Origin of the sequence: Curtobacterium sp. MCLR17_055 (genome assembly GCF_003234305.1) — a bacterium.
Classification (GTDB): domain Bacteria; phylum Actinomycetota; class Actinomycetes; order Actinomycetales; family Microbacteriaceae; genus Curtobacterium; species Curtobacterium flaccumfaciens.
The window spans coordinates 31,028-48,579 of record NZ_QKSX01000013.1; the positions used below are offsets into that span (position 1 = coordinate 31,028).

Here is a 17,552-nt window from a genome sequence, read left to right on the forward strand (position 1 = left end):
GGGCGTTCCGCGCGCAGGCAGGAGCACGCTCGACATGGCAGCAGAATCTGAAGACGACCGGCAGAACCCGCTCGGCGCGGAGACCCCGCAGAGCGAACCGTCCTACGGCGCAGACCAGATTCAGGTGCTCGAGGGGCTCGAGGCCGTCCGCAAGCGCCCCGGTATGTACATCGGTTCGACCGGCCCCCGCGGTCTGCACCACCTGGTCCAGGAGATCGTCGACAACTCCGTCGACGAAGCCCTCGCCGGGTACTGCGACACCATCGACGTGAGCATCCGTGAAGACGGTGGCGTCCGCGTCGTCGACAACGGCCGTGGCATCCCGGTCGACGTCCACGCGGCCGAGGGGGTCTCGACCCTGCAGGTCGTCCTCACCGTCCTGCACGCCGGCGGCAAGTTCGGCGGTGGCGGCTACGCCGTCTCCGGTGGTCTGCACGGCGTCGGTTCGTCCGTCGTGAACGCGCTGAGCTCCGAGCTCGACGTCGAGGTCCGTCGCCAGGGCCACGTCTGGCGCCAGAGCTACACCGACGGTGTCCCCGTCGCGCCCGTCTCCAAGGACGAAGAGACCGACGAGACCGGCACGACGATCACGTTCTGGCCGAACGCCGAGATCTTCGAGTCCGTCGTGTTCGACTACGAGACCCTGCGCACCCGGTTCCAGCAGATGGCCTTCCTGAACAAGGGCCTGCGGATCAACCTCCGCGACGAGCGCGCCCCGGAAGAAGGGGAAGAGGCCCGCAACGACACCTTCATGTACGAGCGTGGTCTCGCCGACTACGTCGAGTACATCAACGCGCAGAAGAAGGCCGACCTCGTCCACCCGGACGTCATCGGCTTCGAGTCCGAGGACCCGGAGCGCAAGATCGCGCTCGAGGTCGCGATGCAGTGGAACACCTCGTACCAGGAGAGCGTCCACACCTTCGCGAACACGATCAACACGCACGAGGGCGGCACCCACGAAGAGGGCTTCCGTGCAGCACTGACGACCCTCGTCAACCGCTACGCGCGCGAGACGAAGATCATCAAGGAGAAGGACGACAACCTCACGGGTGACGACATCCGCGAAGGGCTGACGGCCGTCATCTCCGTGAAGCTCGGCGAGCCGCAGTTCGAGGGGCAGACGAAGACCAAGCTCGGCAACACCGAGGCGAAGTCGTTCGTGCAGCGTGTCGTCGGCACCGAGCTGACCCACTGGTTCGAGAGCAACCCGACGCAGGCACGCGACGTCGTCCGGAAGGCGATCCAGGCGTCGCAGGCGCGGCTCGCCGCCCGCAAGGCGCGCGAGACCACCCGCCGCAAGGGGCTGCTCGAGTCGGGCGGCATGCCCGGCAAGCTCAAGGACTGCCAGTCGAAGGACCCGACGGTGTCGGAGATCTTCATGGTCGAGGGTGACTCCGCCGGCGGTTCCGCCGTGCAGGGCCGCAACCCGATGACCCAGGCGATCCTGCCCCTGCGCGGAAAGATCCTGAACGTCGAGAAGGCCCGGCTCGACCGCGCCCTCGCCAACCAGGAGATCCAGTCGATGATCACGGCGTTCGGTGCCGGCATCGGTGAGGACTTCGACCCGGACAAGGCCCGGTACCACAAGATCGTGCTGATGGCCGATGCCGACGTCGACGGCCAGCACATCACCACGCTGCTGCTCACGCTGCTGTTCCGATACATGCGTCCGCTCATCGAGCACGGCTACGTGTACCTCGCGCAGCCGCCGCTCTACCGCCTGAAGTGGTCGAACTCGGCGCACGAGTACGTGTTCAGCGACCGGGAGCGCGACGCCCTGATGCAGGCCGGCCTCGCAGCCGGCAAGCGCATCCCGAAGGACAACGGGATCCAGCGCTACAAGGGCCTCGGCGAGATGGACTACAAGGAGCTCTGGGACACCACGATGAACCCGGACACCCGCACGCTCCTGCAGGTCACGCTGGAGGACGCGGCTGCGGTCGACAGCACCTTCTCGACGCTGATGGGTGAGGACGTCGACGCACGGCGCCAGTTCATCCAGCAGAACGCCAAGGACGTCCGCTTCCTCGACATCTAACGGCCAGGAGGCGCGGCGTGAGCCGTGTCGACCAGTCCTGACCACCTGTGGTCGCGCCCGGCGCGACCAACGGAACCACAGCCTCCAGGCTGTCCAGAAAGGGAACGAAGCCACATGGCTGACGACAACGAGAACGGCGCCGACGAGCAGCCCGAGATCGTCCACGGCGACAGCGGGGACATCGTCGTCTCCGGTGACCGCATCTCGCAGGTCGACCTGCAGCTCGAGATGCAGCGCTCGTACCTCGACTACGCGATGTCGGTCATCGTCGGTCGTGCCCTGCCGGAGGTCCGCGACGGCCTCAAGCCGGTGCACCGCCGTGTGATCTACGCGATGTTCGACGGCGGCTACCGCCCGGACCGTGCGTTCTCGAAGTGCTCCCGCGTCGTCGGTGACGTCATGGGCCAGTTCCACCCGCACGGTGACTCGGCGATCTACGACGCCCTCGTCCGCCTGGTGCAGCCGTGGTCGCTCCGGTACCCGCTGGCGCTCGGCCAGGGCAACTTCGGTTCGCCGGGCAACGACGGCGCCGCGGCCCCGCGGTACACCGAGACGAAGATGGCGCCGCTCGCGCTCGAGATGGTCCGCGACATCGACGAGGACACCGTCGACTTCCAGGACAACTACGACGGCCGCACCCAGGAGCCGGCGATCCTGCCGGCCCGGTTCCCGAACCTGCTCGTCAACGGCTCGGTCGGCATCGCGGTCGGCATGGCCACGAACATCCCGCCGCACAACCTGCGCGAGGTCGCCGAGGGCGCCAAGTGGGCGCTCGACAACCCCGACGCCACCCGCGAAGAGCTGCTTGCCGCGCTCATGCAGCGCATCAAGGGCCCGGACTTCCCGACCGGTGCACAGGTGCTCGGTACCAAGGGCATCCAGGACGCCTACCGCACCGGCCGTGGTTCGATCACGATGCGTGCCGTCGTCTCGGTGGAGGAGATCCAGGGTCGCACCTGCCTCGTCGTCACCGAGCTGCCGTACCAGGTCAACCCCGACAACCTGGCGATCAAGATCGCGGAGCTGGTCAAGGACGGCAAGCTCGCCGGTGTCGCCGACATCCGTGACGAGACCTCCGGCCGCACCGGGCAGCGCCTGGTCATCGTGCTGAAGCGTGACGCCGTCGCCAAGGTCGTGCTGAACAACCTGTACAAGCACACCCAGCTGCAGGAGAACTTCGGCGCGAACATGCTCGCGATCGTCGACGGGGTGCCCCGTACCCTGCCGCTCGACGGCTTCATCTCGGCGTGGGTCGCCCACCAGGTCGACGTCATCGTCCGCCGCACGCAGTTCCGGCTGCGCGAGGCCGAGAAGCGCGCCCACATCCTGCGTGGCTACCTGGCTGCGCTCGACGCCCTCGACGAGGTCATCGCGCTCATCCGTCGCTCGCCCGACGTCGAAGAGGCCCGCACCGGCCTGATGGACCTGCTGTCCGTCGACGAGATCCAGGCGCGTGCGATCCTCGAGCTGCAGCTCCGACGTCTCGCCGCCCTCGAGCGTCAGAAGATCCACGACGAGGCCGAGGAGCTCGAGCGCAAGATCGCCGACTTCCAGGACATCCTCGGGTCGGAGAGCCGCCAGCGCTCGATCATCCGCGACGAGCTGAGCGAGATCGTCGACCGCTTCGGCGACGACCGCCGTACCGAGATCATGTTCGGCTACGACGGCGACATGTCGATGGAAGACCTGATCCCCGAAGAGGAGATGGTCGTCACCATCACCCGCGGTGGCTACGTCAAGCGCACGCGCAGCGACCAGTACCGCTCGCAGCACCGCGGCGGCCGAGGTGTCCGCGGCGCCCAGCTCCGCGCCGACGACATCGTCGAGCACTTCTTCGTCACGACGACGCACCACTGGCTCCTGTTCCTCACCGACCAGGGCCGGGTCTACCGCGCCAAGGCGTACGAGCTGCAGGAGGCCGGCCGCGACGCGAAGGGCCAGCACGTCGCGAACCTCCTCGCGATGCAGCCCGACGAGCAGATCCAGCAGGTGCTCGACATCCGCGACTACGAGGTGGCGCAGTACCTCGTCCTCGCGACCGAGCACGGTCTGGTGAAGAAGACCGCGCTCACCGAGTACGACACGAACCGCACCGGCGGCATCATCGCGATCAACCTGCGCGACGGCGACAAGCTCCGGCAGGCGCTGCTCGTCGACGAGCACGACGACCTGCTCCTGGTGTCCCGCCAGGGCATGTCGCTCCGGTTCACGGCGACGAACGACACCCTGCGTCCGATGGGTCGCTCGACCTCGGGTGTGAAGGGCATGTCCTTCCGCGACGGCGACTCGCTGCTCGCGGCCCGGGTCGTCTCCGACGACGGCTTCGTCTGGGTGATGACCGAGGGCGGCTACGCCAAGCGCACCGCGGTCGACCAGTACCGGGTGCAGGGCCGTGGTGGTCTGGGCATCAAGGTGGCCAAGTTGGCGCTCGACCGAGGCGATCTTGTGGGCGCTCTCATCGTCGGCGAGGACGACGAGGTGCTCGTCGTGCTGCAATCGGGCAAGGTGGTAAGGTCTGCCGTGGCCGAGGTCCCTGCCAAGGGCCGTGACACGATGGGCGTCGTCTTCGCGAGGTTCGCGGAGAACGACCGGATCATCGCGGTGGCCCGGAACACCGAGCGGAACCTGGACGACCAGGACGACGCCGAGATCGAGCCCGCGGGCCCGGTGGAGACGGTCAGCCCAGCCGAAGCGGCCCCGGATTCCACTGATCCCATCGACACCGAGCCCGTCGCAGACGAGGCCGGAGAGGACCAGTCAAGCAATGAGTAGTGTCGCCGAGAAGCTCCAGAAGAAGGCGAAGCGACCCGTCGGCACCCGCCAGGTGCGGTTGCGACTGGTCTACGTCGACTTCTGGTCGATGGTGAAGCTGAGCTTCCTCATCGCCCTGGCCGGCAGCATCGTGATCGTGGTCGCCACGGCACTGGTGTGGGTCATCCTCAACCAGACGGGTGTGTTCACCCAGGTCGACGCCCTGTTGAAGGACGTCACCGGGCAGAACAGTTACTCGATCATGGACCAGTTCTCGCTGGGCCAGGTCCTCGGGTTCTCCATCGTCGTGGGCATCCTCAACGTGGTCGTCGGCACCGTGCTCGGCGCCATCGTGAGCGTGCTCTACAACCTCAGTGTTCGGATCACGGGCGGTCTGCTCGTGGGCTTCACGAACAACTGACACACCCGGGCCGGATGGGCCCACTGCTCGATTTCGTTCCGGCGGGATCGTACGGTAGGCTTTCATCCGGTCTGAGGGGCTATAGCTCAGGCGGTTAGAGCGCTTCGCTGATAACGAAGAGGTCCAAGGTTCAAGTCCTTGTAGCCCCACCAGTTCTCCGGAACAGCACGACAATCCCATCCTGTCGCCGATCACCTCGGTGGCACTCGGGGCCTTAGCTCAGTTGGTAGAGCGCCTGCTTTGCAAGCAGGATGTCGGGAGTTCGATTCTCCCAGGCTCCACTCGCATCAGCCCCTGGTTGCCGACTCCGTCGTCTTCCCAGGGGCTTCGTTCTGTGCCCATGCGCGCCGCCGCCCCTGCGTCGCGATCGTCGTGGGCGGCTCGGTCGGCCAATCTGCTTGCGGCCGGCATCTTCTCGAGTGGTCGCGACTTGCCGCGTGCGGTTCGTCGAGGTCGCTGGAACTGTCGTCTGCGCGTCCTCCAGACGACAGGTTGTGACCTTTCGGCGGCGTCCCCGGGGCGCGTCGCGTGAGCGCATGGCGGACGGGAGGCGCGGGGCCAGGCCGGCGCGCGCCTCCAGGTCGGTGGGTGGGTGCGTTCACGGCACGCGGTGCGCAGGTTCAGCGCGTGCCCGGGGAACGACGAAGGGCCCCGGCAGCAGCCGGGGCCCTTCGTACGAACCGGGAGGTCAGGCGGCGGGCTTCTCCGCCGTGTCAGCGTCGTCGGCGACCCACAGGTCGTCGTCGGCGCGGAGCGTCTGGTACGCGGCGTACGCAGCACCGGCGACGGCGACGACGCCGACGATGATGAGTGCGACTCCGCCGAAGCCGAGACCCTTCTTCTGCTGCGACGGGACGTACTTCGCGGCAGCCTTCTTCGCGCTCTTGCTCTTCTTCTGCGCGTTCTTCACGATCTTCTTGACCCGGGGGTCCTTCGCGAGGTCGGTCACGCTCAGCACCGAGCCAGCGGTCGAGACGAGTCCGGGGACCACCTCGGACTGGAACTTGTGCGAAGCGCTCTGCGCTGCCGAGGTGGCAGCGTGCACGCCGGTGGCGAACGCGGGACGGATCCCGTTGTCGATCGCGTTCTGCACGCGGGGTGCGATGTCCTTGCGAGCTGCGTCCGCGGCGTTCGACCGGGCCTCAGCCAGGATCGCGTTCGCGTGCTCGAGGACCTTGCGCTGCTCGCCGAGGAGCGAGGCGGTCTGGCCCTTGAGCTTCTTGATCTGCTTCCGACGCTTTCGCGGGATCTCGATCGTCGTCATCTGGTACCTCCATCGGATCGGCGTGACCCCATCCTGCCACCACACTGCCTGACAGGTCACGGAACCGCAGCTGTGCAATCCGTCCGCGGTCAGGAGTACATGCGAGAATCGGAACATGTCTCTGCACACCGCTGTCGCAACGATCCACACCAACAAGGGCGACATCCGCGTCAACCTGTTCGGCAACCACGCACCGAAGACCGTCAAGAACTTCGTCGACCTCGCCACGGGCCAGCAGGAGTGGACCCACCCCGGCACGGGCAAGGTCTCGACCGACAAGCTCTACGACGGCGTGATCTTCCACCGCATCATCAAGGACTTCATGATCCAGGGCGGCGACCCGCTCGGCCAGGGCATCGGTGGCCCCGGGTACCGCTTCGACGACGAGATCTCCCCGGAGCTCACGTTCCAGAACCCCTACATCTTCGCCATGGCGAACGCCGGCATCCAGGGCGGCCGCGGCACCAACGGCTCGCAGTTCTTCATCACCACGGTGGCGACGCCGTGGCTGCAGGGCAAGCACACCATCTTTGGTGAGGTCGCGGACGACGAGTCCCGCGCGGTCGTCGACGCGATCGAGGGCGTCCCGACCGACGGTCGTGACAAGCCCGTCGAGGACGTCGTCATCCAGAGCATCGACGTCGAAGGCGTCTGACCAGCACGTGACCGACCAGGCGTACAACCCGAACAACACCTGCTACCGGCATCCGGACCGGCAGAGCTTCGTGCTCTGCCAGCGCTGTGGGCGGACGATCTGCCCGGAGTGCCAGACGCCGGCGGCGGTCGGGGTGCACTGCCCGGAGTGCGTGCGTGAACAGCGCGCACAGTTCGCAGCGAACCGCCGAGCGTCCGGAGCCCCCAGCGGGTTCACAGTCGCTCGGCGGCGCTTCGCCATGCTCGACCAGAAGGGCACCACCGTCATCGTGGCGATCACGGTGGCGATCTGGTTGCTCGACCAGGTCAGCGGGCGGTTCTTCACGAGCTTGCTCGCCTACAACTCGTTCCTGCTGCCGACGCAGCCCTGGCGCGTGGTGACCTCGCTGTTCGTGCACTCGGGCATCTTCCACATCCTGTTCAACATGTGGGCGCTCTGGATCTTCGGTCGGATGCTCGAGAACATGCTCGGCACCTGGCGGTTCGTGGCGCTGTACTTCATCACGGGGATCTTCGGGTCCATGCTCGTCACCTTCCTGGCGCCGGGGACGACCGTGCTGGGTGCTTCGGGTGCAATATTCGGGCTGTTCGCCGCGTTCTTCGTGCTGCAGCGCAGCCTGGGGAACAACGCCGTGCAGCTCCTCGTGCTCATGGGGCTGAACCTGGTCATCGGGTTCCTGCCCGGCGTCAACATCTCGTGGCAGGCGCACGTGGGCGGGATCATCGGCGGCTTCCTGATGGGCTTCGTCTTCGCACAGACGCGCAACATCCGGAAGCGTCCGCTGCAGATCGCGCTGATCATCGGCGCGGCGGTGCTCGGCATCGCGCTCACCGCTGTGGGGTACGCGGTCACGATCGGCTGACACCGCCACAACGCTCCCCGAACGCCCCGTCGCACTGCGGCGGGGCGTTCGTCGTTCCCAGGGTTGGCCACGTCCTGCTCATCCACAGCTGTCCACAGCGGCACTGGGAGTTATCCACAGGTGTGGAGAAGTCGGTGAGTTACACCAGTGTGATTATCCCCACTGTGGAATCGGCTGTGGATAACTCCGGGGTCTGGATGTGGATGACGGTGTGGAGAGTGGGGAAAAGTGTGGAGAACGGTGGGATCCTCGAGGATGTGCGTTCCAGGAGCGCTTGAGCTTGTGGAGAACGACGACGCCCGCCGCACCTTGCGGTGCGACGGGCGTCGGGTGAACAGCGGGCTGAGGGTCAGCGCCAGCGGGTGGTCATGAGGAAGCCGACGAACATGATGCCGAAGCCGACGACGATGTTCCAGGAGCCGAGGCTCGGAACCGGCAGCGTGGCGTTCGAGATGTAGAAGACGATCACCCACACCAGACCGATGAGCATGAAGCCGAACATGACCGGCTTGAACCACACCGGGTTCGGGGCGTCCCCCGCGGTGTCGACCGAGTCAGCTCGGGTCGTCCGGGCGGGCTTGGTGCGGTCCTTGTCCTTGGCCATGGCCGGTATCCTACCGTGACCACGTGTGTGGATCGGCCCGCGGACCGCCGCACACATCCCCCACGAGTACGGTGAACCGCCATGACCAGGATCCTCGTCGTCGACAACTACGACAGCTTCGTCTACACGCTCAACGGGTACGTGCAGCAGCTCGGCGCCGAGACCGACGTCGTGCGCAACGATGCCTTCCCCGAGTCCGAGATCGCCGACCGCATCGCGGAGTACGACGGCGTGCTCCTGTCGCCCGGTCCGGGAACACCGGCGGCTGCCGGCGTCTCGATCCCCACGGTGCACGCGGCCATCGCTGCCGAGACCCCGCTGCTCGGTGTCTGCCTGGGGCACCAGGCCATCGCGGAGGCGCTCGGCGCCACGGTCACGCACGCCGAGGAGCTCATGCACGGCAAGACCTCCGAGGTCGACCACGACGACAGCGCGCTCTTCGCTGGCGTCCCGCACCCCTTCACGGCCACGCGGTACCACTCGCTCGCGATCGTCGACGGCACCGTCCCCGACGACCTCACCGTGACCGCGCGGACCGAGGGCGGGGTCATCATGGGCGTCCAGCACCGCGCGCACCCCGTGTTCGGCGTGCAGTTCCACCCCGAGTCGGTCCTGACCGAGGGCGGGTACCGCATGGTGGGCAACTGGCTCGAGACCACCGGGCTGTCCGGCGCAGCTGAGCGCGCCGCCGACCTCGGGCCGCTCATCGCGACGCACCGCGCCTGACGAACGTTCCGTGGCGGCAGACGCCGTCGTGTCATCGAGACGCCGCCGGATCCGGCGGCGTCTCGTCCGTTCGGGGGCGTCTTGCTGACACGACGGCGTCTCGCGGGCACTGGATCGGACCATCTGCGTGACGTGCGGCCGGTTGCGGGCGGGCGCCGTGCCTCCAGGCCGTCAGGAGCGGAGGCGACGAGCGGACGTGCCTGTGGGCACGGAGGACGGACGGGAGGCCCGTCACCCGTCCGGTCAGGACGGTCGCGTCAGGAGACGGTCGGCTCAGCGGCCGTCGTCACCCTGGTCGTCACCGCGATCGTTGTTCCCGTTGCTGCCGCCGCTGTCGTTGTTGTCGTTGTTGGACGACGGTGCCTTCGGCGGCGCCGCAGCTCGCGCGCAGTAGGTGAGCGTGACAGCGCTGCCCTGGGCGACGTCTCCGGCAGGGGTGTCCTGCTGGGTGACGAGTCCGCCGGTGCACGAGTAGGACGGCGCCGGGTTCACGGTGAGCCCGAGCTGCTCGACGGTGGCCTTCGCCGCCGAGTACTGCTGCTGCGTGACGTCGGGCAGCTGCACCTTGCCGTTGGAGATCGTGAGGTTGATCACGATGCCCTTGGTGTGCAGGGAACCCGACTCGGGGTCGGAGCTCAGTACGGTGCCCTCGGGGACGTCGGCCGAGTAGTCGCTCGAGATCGCGCCGAGACGGAATCCGGCGTCGTCGAGGGACTGTTGCGCAGCCGCTTGCGACTGCCCGTTGAGCTCGGGCACGGGGACGCGTTCAGGCCCGAGGGAGACCACGACGTTGACGTTCTGGTTGCGCCCGACGTTCACGCCGGAGCCCGGGTCCGTCCGGATGACCGTGCCCTTGTCGACGCTGTCGGAGTTCTCCTCGACCTTGACGGGCTTGAGGTCCTTCTTGTCGAGGGCGCTGGCCGCGGCGCTGTAGGTCGACCCCGCCACGTTGGGCACGCTGACCGAGGACGACACCGGCGGCTTGCCCGGCTGCAGGTTGGCGACGAAGAACACCACGGCGACGATGACCGCGACGGTGAGCAGGATGCCGACCCAGATCCACGCGACCGGGGGACGGTTCTGCGTGCGCTGCGGTCGGTGCTCGGCGGTGTCGTCGTCGAGTTCGCGGAACGCCGATGCGGCGTTGGTCGTCGTGCGGGGGTCGACGCCGAAGAGCACGGTCGAGGCGTCGTTCGCCGCGTTCTGCTGCTGCTTCTTCGTCGACGCGGGCACCCGGCCGGCTGCGGCCTGCTGCAGGTCCGAGCGGAACTCGGCCGCGTTCTGGAACCGGCGCGTGCGGTCCTTGACCAGGGCGTGGAGGGTCACGGCGTCGAGGGCCGGTGACACGTCGGGCGAGATCGTCGACGGTGCGACCGGCTGCTCGCTGACGTGCTGGTACGCGACCGCCACCGGGGTGTCCCCGAGGAACGGAGCGCGACCGGTGAGGAGCTCGAAGAGCACGACGCCGGTGGAGTAGAGGTCGGTGCGGGCGTCGACGGTCTCGCCGCGGGCCTGCTCCGGTGAGAAGTACGAGGCGGTTCCGAGGATCGACGTGGTCTGCGCGACCGTCGCCGAGGTGTCGGTGATGGCCCGGGCGATGCCGAAGTCCATGACCTTGACCTGGCCGGTGTGGGTGACCATGACGTTGGCGGGCTTGATGTCGCGGTGGACCACGCCCGCACGGTGCGAGTACTCGAGCGCGGTGAGGATGCCCTCGGTGATGCGCACGGCTTCGTCCGGGGCGACGGCGCCCTCGGCGATGATGTCGGAGAGCGGACGGCCCTCGACGTACTCCATGACGATGAAGGGGACCTGCACCTCGGCGCCCGACGGCTCGGAAACCGTCTCTTCGCCGGCGTCGTACACGCGGACGACGGTGGGGTGCGCCATGCGTGCAGCCGCCTGGGCTTCCTGCCGGAACCGCGTGCGGAATGCCGGGTCGTTGGCGAGGCTCGGCTTGAGGAGCTTCACCGCGACCTTGCGGCCGAGGCGGGTGTCGTTGCCGAGGTGCACGGTCGCCATGCCGCCCCGACCGATGACGTCACCGATCTCGTAGCGATTGGCGAGGAGCGTGATCCCCGCGGTCACACCTTCTGGCACGTACTCCTCCGTCTGTTCGTCCGGGCTAGTGTACGGCAGCACCACCTGGTGAGACGCTGGTCAGGGAGGGGTCGACCGAACCGTTACCGAACGGTGTCGACAGTCCCCGTCCGGGGGTCGTTCACAGGTCGTCTTGCGGGGTCTCGGTCGGGTTGATCCCGTCGTCCGGGTTGGTCGTCTCCTGGTCCGTGGGCTCGGTCCACTCGACCTGCGCGCCCGGCGAGGACGCGGAGACCACCGAGGAATCGGACTGCGGCGACTTGCAGGTCACCTTGTACGACAGGGTCACCTTGCCGTACTGGGCGCCGGCGACGGTCACCGCAGTACCGGAGGTGGAGCCGGAGCTGCTGCCGTTCGAGGGGACGGTGCCGTTGTCGATCGTGTACGTGTAGCTGACGTCCGAGTACCCGGCGGGGCAGCTCGTGTACGCGGGCCAGCTGAAGGTCACACGACCGGACTCGCTGACGGTCCCGCCGGTGGCACGCTCGGGCGCCGCTGCGGTCAGCACGTCGCCGAACGCCTTGACGGTGACGAGGGTGCCGGGGGCCAGGCTGCCCTCGGGGCTGAGCGACTCGACGGTCCCGACCTGGTCGGACGACGTGGCGTTCGACCCGGCGACGACCTCGGCCTGCAGGCCCCGGGCGCGGAGCTGGTTCGCGACCTGCTCGGCGTTCTGCCCCTGGTAGTCCGCCGCCGAGACCGTGACGCGGGTCTCGGTCGGTTCGGGGGACGGGGTCTGCGTGGGCGTGCGGGTCGCCTTCGGCGTGCTCGAGGACTTCGTGGGCTCGGGTTCCGGGGCGTTGTTCGCGTTCAGGGCGTACGCGGCGCCGGCGGCGATGGCGAGCACGACGATGATGCCGACGACCCACCAGATCCAGGCGCGCTTCTTCTTCGGTTCCTCGGGCTCGTCGGAGACGGGCGAGCGGGGGGTGCCCGGTCCGCCGGCCATCGCTCCGGCCTGGGTACCGAGGAGTGCGGTCGCGGCGTCGTTCCCCTGGCCCTGGGGCGGGTTGAACGCGACGGTGCCGTTCTGCGCGATCGCGGGGACGGCCACGGTGGCTGCGGCGACGTCACCACGACGGAGCGCCTGTGCGGCGCGTGCGAGGTTCGCGGCCGTCGCGGGACGGTCGGCCGGCTTCTTCGCGATGCACGAGATGACCAGGGCCGAGACGGGCTCGGGGATGTCCCCGGGCAGCGGCGGCGGCTGCTCGTTGATGTGCGCCATCGCGATCGCGACCTGCGACTCACCGGTGAACGGACGACGACCCGCCAGGGCCTCGTACGCGACGATGCCGAGCGAGTAGATGTCGGTCGACGGCGAGGCGGGGTGGCCGCTCGCCTGCTCGGGCGACAGGTACTGCACCGTGCCCATCACCTGACCGGTCGCGGTGAGCGGGACCTGGTCGGCGATGCGGGCGATGCCGAAGTCGGTGATCTTGACGCGGCCGTCGGGCGTGATGAGCAGGTTGCCGGGCTTGATGTCGCGGTGCACCAGGCCGACCGCGTGTGCGGCCTGCAGGGCGTTCGCGGTCTGCGCGACGATGTCGAGCACCTTGTCGACCGGGAGCGTGTGCTCGCGCTCGATCATGGTCGACAGGGCTTCGCCGGGGACGAGCTCCATCACGAGGTAGGCGCTGCCGTCCTCCTCGCCGTAGTCGAAGACGTTGGCGATGCCCTCGTGGTTGACGAGGGCAGCGTGCCGGGCCTCGGCGCGGAAGCGCTCGAGGAAGCCGGGGTCACCGAGGTACTCGTCCTTGAGGATCTTGAGTGCGACGGTTCGGCCGATGACGAGGTCGGTCGCCTGCCACACCTCGCCCATGCCGCCGATGGCGACCCGGGAGGAGAGCTGGTACCGCCCACCGAAGGTGAGTCCGCTGGTGGGTCTCATTTGTTCAGCACCGCCTCCATGACTTTCTTCGCGACCGGGGCCGCGACCGTGTTGCCGACTCCGGACTGCCCGAGCCCGCCGCCGTTGCCGACGACGACCGCGACGGCCACCTCCGGGTCCTTGGCGGGGGCGAACCCCGTGAACCAGAGCGTGTAGGGATCGCCGGTGCCACCTTCGGCCGTGCCGGTCTTGCCGGCGACGTCGACACCGTCGATCTTGGCATTGGTACCGGTCCCCGCGCTCACGACGCTCTGCATGGCCTCGGTGAGGTCAGCGGACTCGGAGGACGACAGCGGATCACTGTACTGCTTCGGGGAGAAGGACTCGACCGTCTTCAGGTCGCTCGTGGTGATCGAGTCGACGAGTGAGGGCTGCATGACCTTGCCGCCGTTCGCGATGCCGGCCGACACCATCGCCATCTGCAGCGGGGAGACCCGGACGCTCGCCTGGCCGAAGGCGCTCAGCATGAGCTGGGCCGTCGAGTCGACGTCGGGGTACTGGCTGGCGGTCGCCGCCATCGGGATCTCGATCGCGTCGCCGAAGCCGTACTTGTCGGCCATGCTCTTGATCGCGTCGTACCCGAGCTTCTGGCCGAGTTCGGCGAAGGGGATGTTGCACGAGTACTGGATGGCCGTGCGGAGCTTGACCTTGTCGCCGCCGCCGCACGTGCCGCCCTCGGCGTTGTTGATGTACGAGCTCGTGCCGGGCAGCTGCAGTCGCGACGGGTTCGGGAACGTGGAGTCGAGGTTGTACTTGCCGCCCTCGAGTGCCGCCGAGGCCACCACGAGCTTGAACACCGATCCGGGGGTGTACAGGTCGCCGCCGATGGCACGGTTCTGCAGCGGGGCGGTGTCGGCTCCGAGCAGCGCGTCGTACTGCCGCTTGACCTCGGCCGTGTCGTGCGAGGTGAGCGAGTTCGGGTCGTAGCTCGGCTTCGACACCATCGCGAGGATCTTGCCGGTCTTCGGCTGGATCGCGACGACGGCGCCGCTGTTGGTGCCGAGCGCGTCGTACGCGGCCTGCTGCACGTCCGGGTCGATGGTCAGGTTGACGTTGTCGCCCTGGACGTCCTGGCCGGTGAGGATCGAGTTGAGGTTCTGGAAGAACGAGGCGTCCGAGTTGCCCGAGAGCACGGTGTTCTCCGCGCTCTCGATGCCGGTGTTGCCCTGCCCGATCGTGAAGTACCCGGTGACCGCGGAGTACAGGTCGCCGTTCGTGTACTTGCGCTGGTACTGGTACTGGTCGTCCACCGGGGTCGACTCGGCGATCGGGCTGCCATCGACGAGGATCGCGCCACGCTTGGTGGAGTAACTGTCCAAGATGGTTCGGGAGTTCCGGGAGTCGGCGCGCAACGAGTCGGCCGCGAAGAACTGGATCGACGTCGTCGACACGAAGAGTGCGACGAACATGAGCACGATGACGGTCGAGACACCGCGGAGCTGTCGGTTCATCGACGACGCTCCTTCCTGGTCGCGCGCGCAGACCGCCCGCTCGCGGCGGGGATCGCGCCCTGCTGGACGCGTTGTTCGGCTGGGATGGAATCGGTGAGTCGCAGCAGCATCGCGGCGATGATCCAGTTGGCGATGAGCGAGGAACCACCGGCGGCCATGAACGGCGTGGTCAGACCGGTCACCGGGATGATCCGGGTGATGCCACCGACGACGACGAACACCTGCAGGGCGATGATGAAGCCGAAGCCGACACCGAGCAGCTTGCCGAAGTCGTCCTGCGCCATGAACCCGACGCGGATGCCACGCGAGGCGAACACGATGAAGAGGGCGAGGATCGCGAAGACGCCGATCAGGCCGAGCTCTTCACCGAGCGACGCGACGATGTAGTCGGCGTTGGCGACCGGCGTGATGTACGGCCGGCCCTGTCCGAGCCCGGTGCCGGTGATGCCGCCGTTCGCGAAGCCGAACAGGCCCTGCACGAGCTGGTAGCTCGCCTGGGTGTCGCGGCTGAAGACCTCTTGGTTGAACGGGTCGAGCCACTGTTCGAAGCGACCGCGGACGTACTCCAGGACGCTCTGTGCGACGAGGGCTCCACCGATGAACAGCGTGAGACCGATCGCGACCCAGCTGATGCGTGCCGTGGCCACGTAGATCATCACGAGGAACAGGCCGAAGTAGAGCAGGGCGGTGCCGAGGTCGCGCTGGAACACGAGGACGGCCATCGCGGCGCCCCACATGACCAGGATCGGGCCGAGGTCACGGGCACGCGGGAACGTCATGCCGAGGAACTTCTTGCCGACGATCGACAGCGAGTCGCGGGCGGTGACGAGGTACCCGGCGAAGAACAGCGCCATGGTGATCTTCGCGAGCTCACCGGGCTGGAACGAGAACGGGCCGATCTTGATCCAGACCCGCGCGCCACCGATGTTCGTGCCGATGCCCGGCAGCATCGGCAGGAGCAGCAGGACGATCGTCAGCGCCATGAAGATGTACCGGTACCGCTGCAGGAACCGGTGGTTGCGGACGGCGACGAGCGTGATGATCGCCAGGACCATCGCGAGCATCGTCCAGACGATCTGCTTCACGCCGATCGCGTCCCAGCCGGACAGGCCGTTGTGGACGTCGATGCGGTAGATCTCGGCGATGCCGATGCCGTTCAGGACGAGCGCGATCGGCAGGATGAACGGGTCGGCGTTCTTGGCGACGACCCGCAGCACCACGTGCATGACCAGCGCGAGGCCGAGGATGCCGCCGCCGACCCAGAGCACCGACTGGTCGAACAGCCGGCCCTTGGTGCCGAGCTGCACGAGCACCATCGCACCCGCGCAGATGCCGCACGCGATGACGAGCAGGAAGAGCTCGAGGTTCCGCGCGCGGGCGGGCTCCCGGAGCTTGATCGTGATCGCCTGGGTGAAGGACTGGGCGGCCGTGGCGTTGCTCATCGCGGGCTCCGCGTGGGGCTCGGCGACGGCGAACGGGTCGGCGAGGGCGACGGGGACGAGCTGGCGTCGCCGTCCCCACCGGTGCCGGCCTGGTCCTCGCCGGTCGCGGCGGCCTTGCGCAGGCGCTCGACGATGTCCCGTGCGTCGGAGAGCGACTGCGCGTTGATCGTGGAGCGGACGTTCTCGCGGGTGTAGTCCGGCAGCGACGAGACCGTGATGTCGCTGTCCTCGTACACGTCCGACAGCGCCAACGGCCCGATCGACTGCTGCACGCCCTTGTAGATCGCGACGGTGCCCCGGTCGGTGCCGACGTAGTAGTGGTCCTGCGTGATCCGCCAGCCGACGAACACCGCGCCGACGAGCACCGCGACCGCGACCACGAGCGCGACGGTCCAGGACACCCGACGGCGGATGCGGCGTCGGCGGTCCTCGGCGATGAGCTCGGCGAAGAACTGGTCGGACTCGGGCTCGAAGTGCGAGTCCTCGGGGGCGGTGGTGACCTTGAGCGGGTGCAGCAGGATCGTGGGGAGGCGGATCGGCTTGCGGCCGGTCGACGCCTCGAAGGTGAGCGGTGCCGCGGCGGAGCCGACCGTGGTGGCCGCGTCGTCGTCGTCCTCGGGTTCGGTGTCCGTGACGTCCATCACCACGACGGTGACGTTGTCGGGGGCGCCGTGGTCGAGCGTCTCCTTCACCAGGCGCTGCGTGACCTGGTTGGCGTCCATGTTCGACGCCAGGGCGTGACGGATGCGCTCTTCGGCCAGGTACGAGGACAGGCCGTCGGAGCAGAGCAGCCAGCGGTCGCCCGGCTGGATGTCCATGATCGCCGTGTCGACCTCGGGTGCGGCGTCGACGTCGCCGAGCACGCGCATCAGCACGGAGCGACGCGGGTGGACCGCGGCTTCCTCCGGCGTGATCCGTCCGCTGTCGACGAGCCGCTGGACGAAGGTGTGGTCGGACGTGATCTGCTGCAGCTCGCCGTCGCGGTGACGGTAGATGCGGGAGTCGCCGATGTGCGCGATCGCGATCTGCTCGCCGACGCGGATCATCGCGGACACCGTGGTGCCCATGCCGGTGAGCTCCTGGTGCTCGAACACGGTCTCGGTGATCAGCTGGTTCGCCGCGATGAGCGCCGACTGCAGCGCGAACTCGGCGTCGTGCGCCGACGGGAACTCGCGGTCGACCTCGCGGATGCGTCGGATCGCGATCGCCGAGGCGACGTCACCGCCGGCGTGGCCGCCCATGCCGTCCGCCACCGCGAACAGGTGCGCCCCGGCGTAGCCGGAGTCCTGGTTGTTCGCGCGGATGCGCCCCACGTGGGACACAGCGGCGCTCAGCGTGCGAGCGGTCATG

General features: G+C 68.0%; 13 protein-coding genes and 2 tRNA genes. 8 read left to right on the plus strand and 7 right to left on the minus strand.

Annotated elements, in window-relative coordinates; all coding sequences use genetic code 11:
* The first annotated feature begins 34 nt into the window (after positions 1-34).
* The 5 genes from gyrB (at position 35) to DEJ09_RS12375 (ending at position 5,491) form a co-directional block, all read left to right on the plus strand.
* On the plus strand, positions 35-2,038 hold the full coding sequence (gyrB, locus tag DEJ09_RS12355) for a DNA topoisomerase (ATP-hydrolyzing) subunit B (protein WP_071404134.1): 2,004 nt from the start codon (positions 35-37) through the stop codon (positions 2,036-2,038).
* Positions 2,039-2,152: 114 nt separating this feature from the next.
* On the plus strand, positions 2,153-4,810 hold the full coding sequence (gene gyrA / locus DEJ09_RS12360; protein ID WP_071404135.1) for a DNA gyrase subunit A: 2,658 nt from the start codon (positions 2,153-2,155) through the stop codon (positions 4,808-4,810).
* Positions 4,803-5,210, plus strand: a complete 408-nt coding sequence (locus DEJ09_RS12365; RefSeq protein WP_027466922.1) for a DUF3566 domain-containing protein — start codon at positions 4,803-4,805, stop codon at positions 5,208-5,210. The genes gyrA and DEJ09_RS12365 overlap by 8 nt, the downstream gene beginning before the upstream one ends.
* Positions 5,211-5,285: 75 nt before the next feature.
* Positions 5,286-5,362: transfer RNA gene (locus DEJ09_RS12370), tRNA-Ile, on the plus strand.
* Positions 5,363-5,418: 56 nt separating this feature from the next.
* Positions 5,419-5,491 (plus strand) — tRNA-Ala (locus DEJ09_RS12375).
* A gap of 407 nt (positions 5,492-5,898) precedes the next feature.
* Here DEJ09_RS12375 and DEJ09_RS12380 read toward each other — a convergent pair.
* Entirely contained in the window at positions 5,899-6,474 is a 576-nt protein-coding gene (locus DEJ09_RS12380) for a hypothetical protein (RefSeq protein ID WP_051597033.1), read from the minus strand.
* A 115-nt stretch (positions 6,475-6,589) separates the two neighbouring features.
* On the opposite strand from DEJ09_RS12380, the gene DEJ09_RS12385 reads away from it, so the two are divergent.
* Positions 6,590-7,129: a peptidylprolyl isomerase gene (locus DEJ09_RS12385; RefSeq protein ID WP_027466924.1), complete on the plus strand. Its 540-nt coding sequence runs from the start codon at positions 6,590-6,592 to the stop codon at positions 7,127-7,129.
* Positions 7,130-7,367: 238 nt separating this feature from the next.
* Positions 7,368-7,991, plus strand: a complete 624-nt coding sequence (locus DEJ09_RS12390; RefSeq protein WP_228513047.1) for a rhomboid family intramembrane serine protease — start codon at positions 7,368-7,370, stop codon at positions 7,989-7,991.
* A gap of 349 nt (positions 7,992-8,340) precedes the next feature.
* On the opposite strand, the gene DEJ09_RS12395 is transcribed toward DEJ09_RS12390, so the two are convergent.
* Positions 8,341-8,595, minus strand: a complete 255-nt coding sequence (locus DEJ09_RS12395; protein ID WP_071404137.1) for a cell division protein CrgA — start codon at positions 8,593-8,595, stop codon at positions 8,341-8,343.
* Positions 8,596-8,676: 81 nt separating this feature from the next.
* On the opposite strand from DEJ09_RS12395, the gene DEJ09_RS12400 reads away from it, so the two are divergent.
* Entirely contained in the window at positions 8,677-9,321 is a 645-nt protein-coding gene (locus tag DEJ09_RS12400; protein WP_111088796.1) for an aminodeoxychorismate/anthranilate synthase component II, read from the plus strand.
* Between the two features lie 273 nt (positions 9,322-9,594).
* Here the strand turns inward: DEJ09_RS12400 and pknB are convergent, their stop codons facing one another.
* From pknB to DEJ09_RS12425, 5 genes are all read right to left on the minus strand, one after another.
* Positions 9,595-11,421 (minus strand): Stk1 family PASTA domain-containing Ser/Thr kinase, encoded by a 1,827-nt coding sequence (gene pknB, locus DEJ09_RS12405; protein WP_258373888.1) that lies wholly within the window; start codon positions 11,419-11,421, stop codon positions 9,595-9,597.
* Between the two features lie 121 nt (positions 11,422-11,542).
* A complete protein-coding gene (locus DEJ09_RS12410) occupies positions 11,543-13,309 on the minus strand; it encodes a serine/threonine-protein kinase (protein ID WP_111088798.1) in 1,767 nt (588 codons plus the stop codon).
* A complete protein-coding gene (locus DEJ09_RS12415) occupies positions 13,306-14,760 on the minus strand; it encodes a penicillin-binding protein 2 (RefSeq protein ID WP_110863675.1) in 1,455 nt (484 codons plus the stop codon). The genes DEJ09_RS12410 and DEJ09_RS12415 overlap by 4 nt, the downstream gene beginning before the upstream one ends.
* On the minus strand, positions 14,757-16,202 hold the full coding sequence (locus DEJ09_RS12420; RefSeq protein WP_071404142.1) for an FtsW/RodA/SpoVE family cell cycle protein: 1,446 nt from the start codon (positions 16,200-16,202) through the stop codon (positions 14,757-14,759). Before DEJ09_RS12420 ends, DEJ09_RS12415 begins: the two co-directional genes overlap by 4 nt.
* Positions 16,199-17,551: a Stp1/IreP family PP2C-type Ser/Thr phosphatase gene (locus tag DEJ09_RS12425; protein ID WP_071404143.1), complete on the minus strand. Its 1,353-nt coding sequence runs from the start codon at positions 17,549-17,551 to the stop codon at positions 16,199-16,201. The genes DEJ09_RS12420 and DEJ09_RS12425 overlap by 4 nt, the downstream gene beginning before the upstream one ends.
* Position 17,552 lies beyond the last annotated feature (1 nt).

Coding starts and splice junctions, on each gene's coding strand:
- DEJ09_RS12365 (WP_027466922.1), top strand. CDS start 4,803: ATGAGTAGTGTCGCCGAGAAGCTCCAGAAGAAGGCGAAGCGACCCGTC.
- DEJ09_RS12415 (WP_110863675.1), bottom strand. CDS start 14,760: ATGAACCGACAGCTCCGCGGTGTCTCGACCGTCATCGTGCTCATGTTC.
- DEJ09_RS12380 (WP_051597033.1), bottom strand. CDS start 6,474: ATGACGACGATCGAGATCCCGCGAAAGCGTCGGAAGCAGATCAAGAAG.
- DEJ09_RS12420 (WP_071404142.1), bottom strand. CDS start 16,202: ATGAGCAACGCCACGGCCGCCCAGTCCTTCACCCAGGCGATCACGATC.
- DEJ09_RS12425 (WP_071404143.1), bottom strand. CDS start 17,551: ATGACCGCTCGCACGCTGAGCGCCGCTGTGTCCCACGTGGGGCGCATC.
- DEJ09_RS12395 (WP_071404137.1), bottom strand. CDS start 8,595: ATGGCCAAGGACAAGGACCGCACCAAGCCCGCCCGGACGACCCGAGCT.
- DEJ09_RS12390 (WP_228513047.1), top strand. CDS start 7,368: ATGCTCGACCAGAAGGGCACCACCGTCATCGTGGCGATCACGGTGGCG.
- DEJ09_RS12410 (WP_111088798.1), bottom strand. CDS start 13,309: ATGAGACCCACCAGCGGACTCACCTTCGGTGGGCGGTACCAGCTCTCC.
- DEJ09_RS12400 (WP_111088796.1), top strand. CDS start 8,677: ATGACCAGGATCCTCGTCGTCGACAACTACGACAGCTTCGTCTACACG.
- gyrB (WP_071404134.1), top strand. CDS start 35: ATGGCAGCAGAATCTGAAGACGACCGGCAGAACCCGCTCGGCGCGGAG.
- DEJ09_RS12385 (WP_027466924.1), top strand. CDS start 6,590: ATGTCTCTGCACACCGCTGTCGCAACGATCCACACCAACAAGGGCGAC.
- gyrA (WP_071404135.1), top strand. CDS start 2,153: ATGGCTGACGACAACGAGAACGGCGCCGACGAGCAGCCCGAGATCGTC.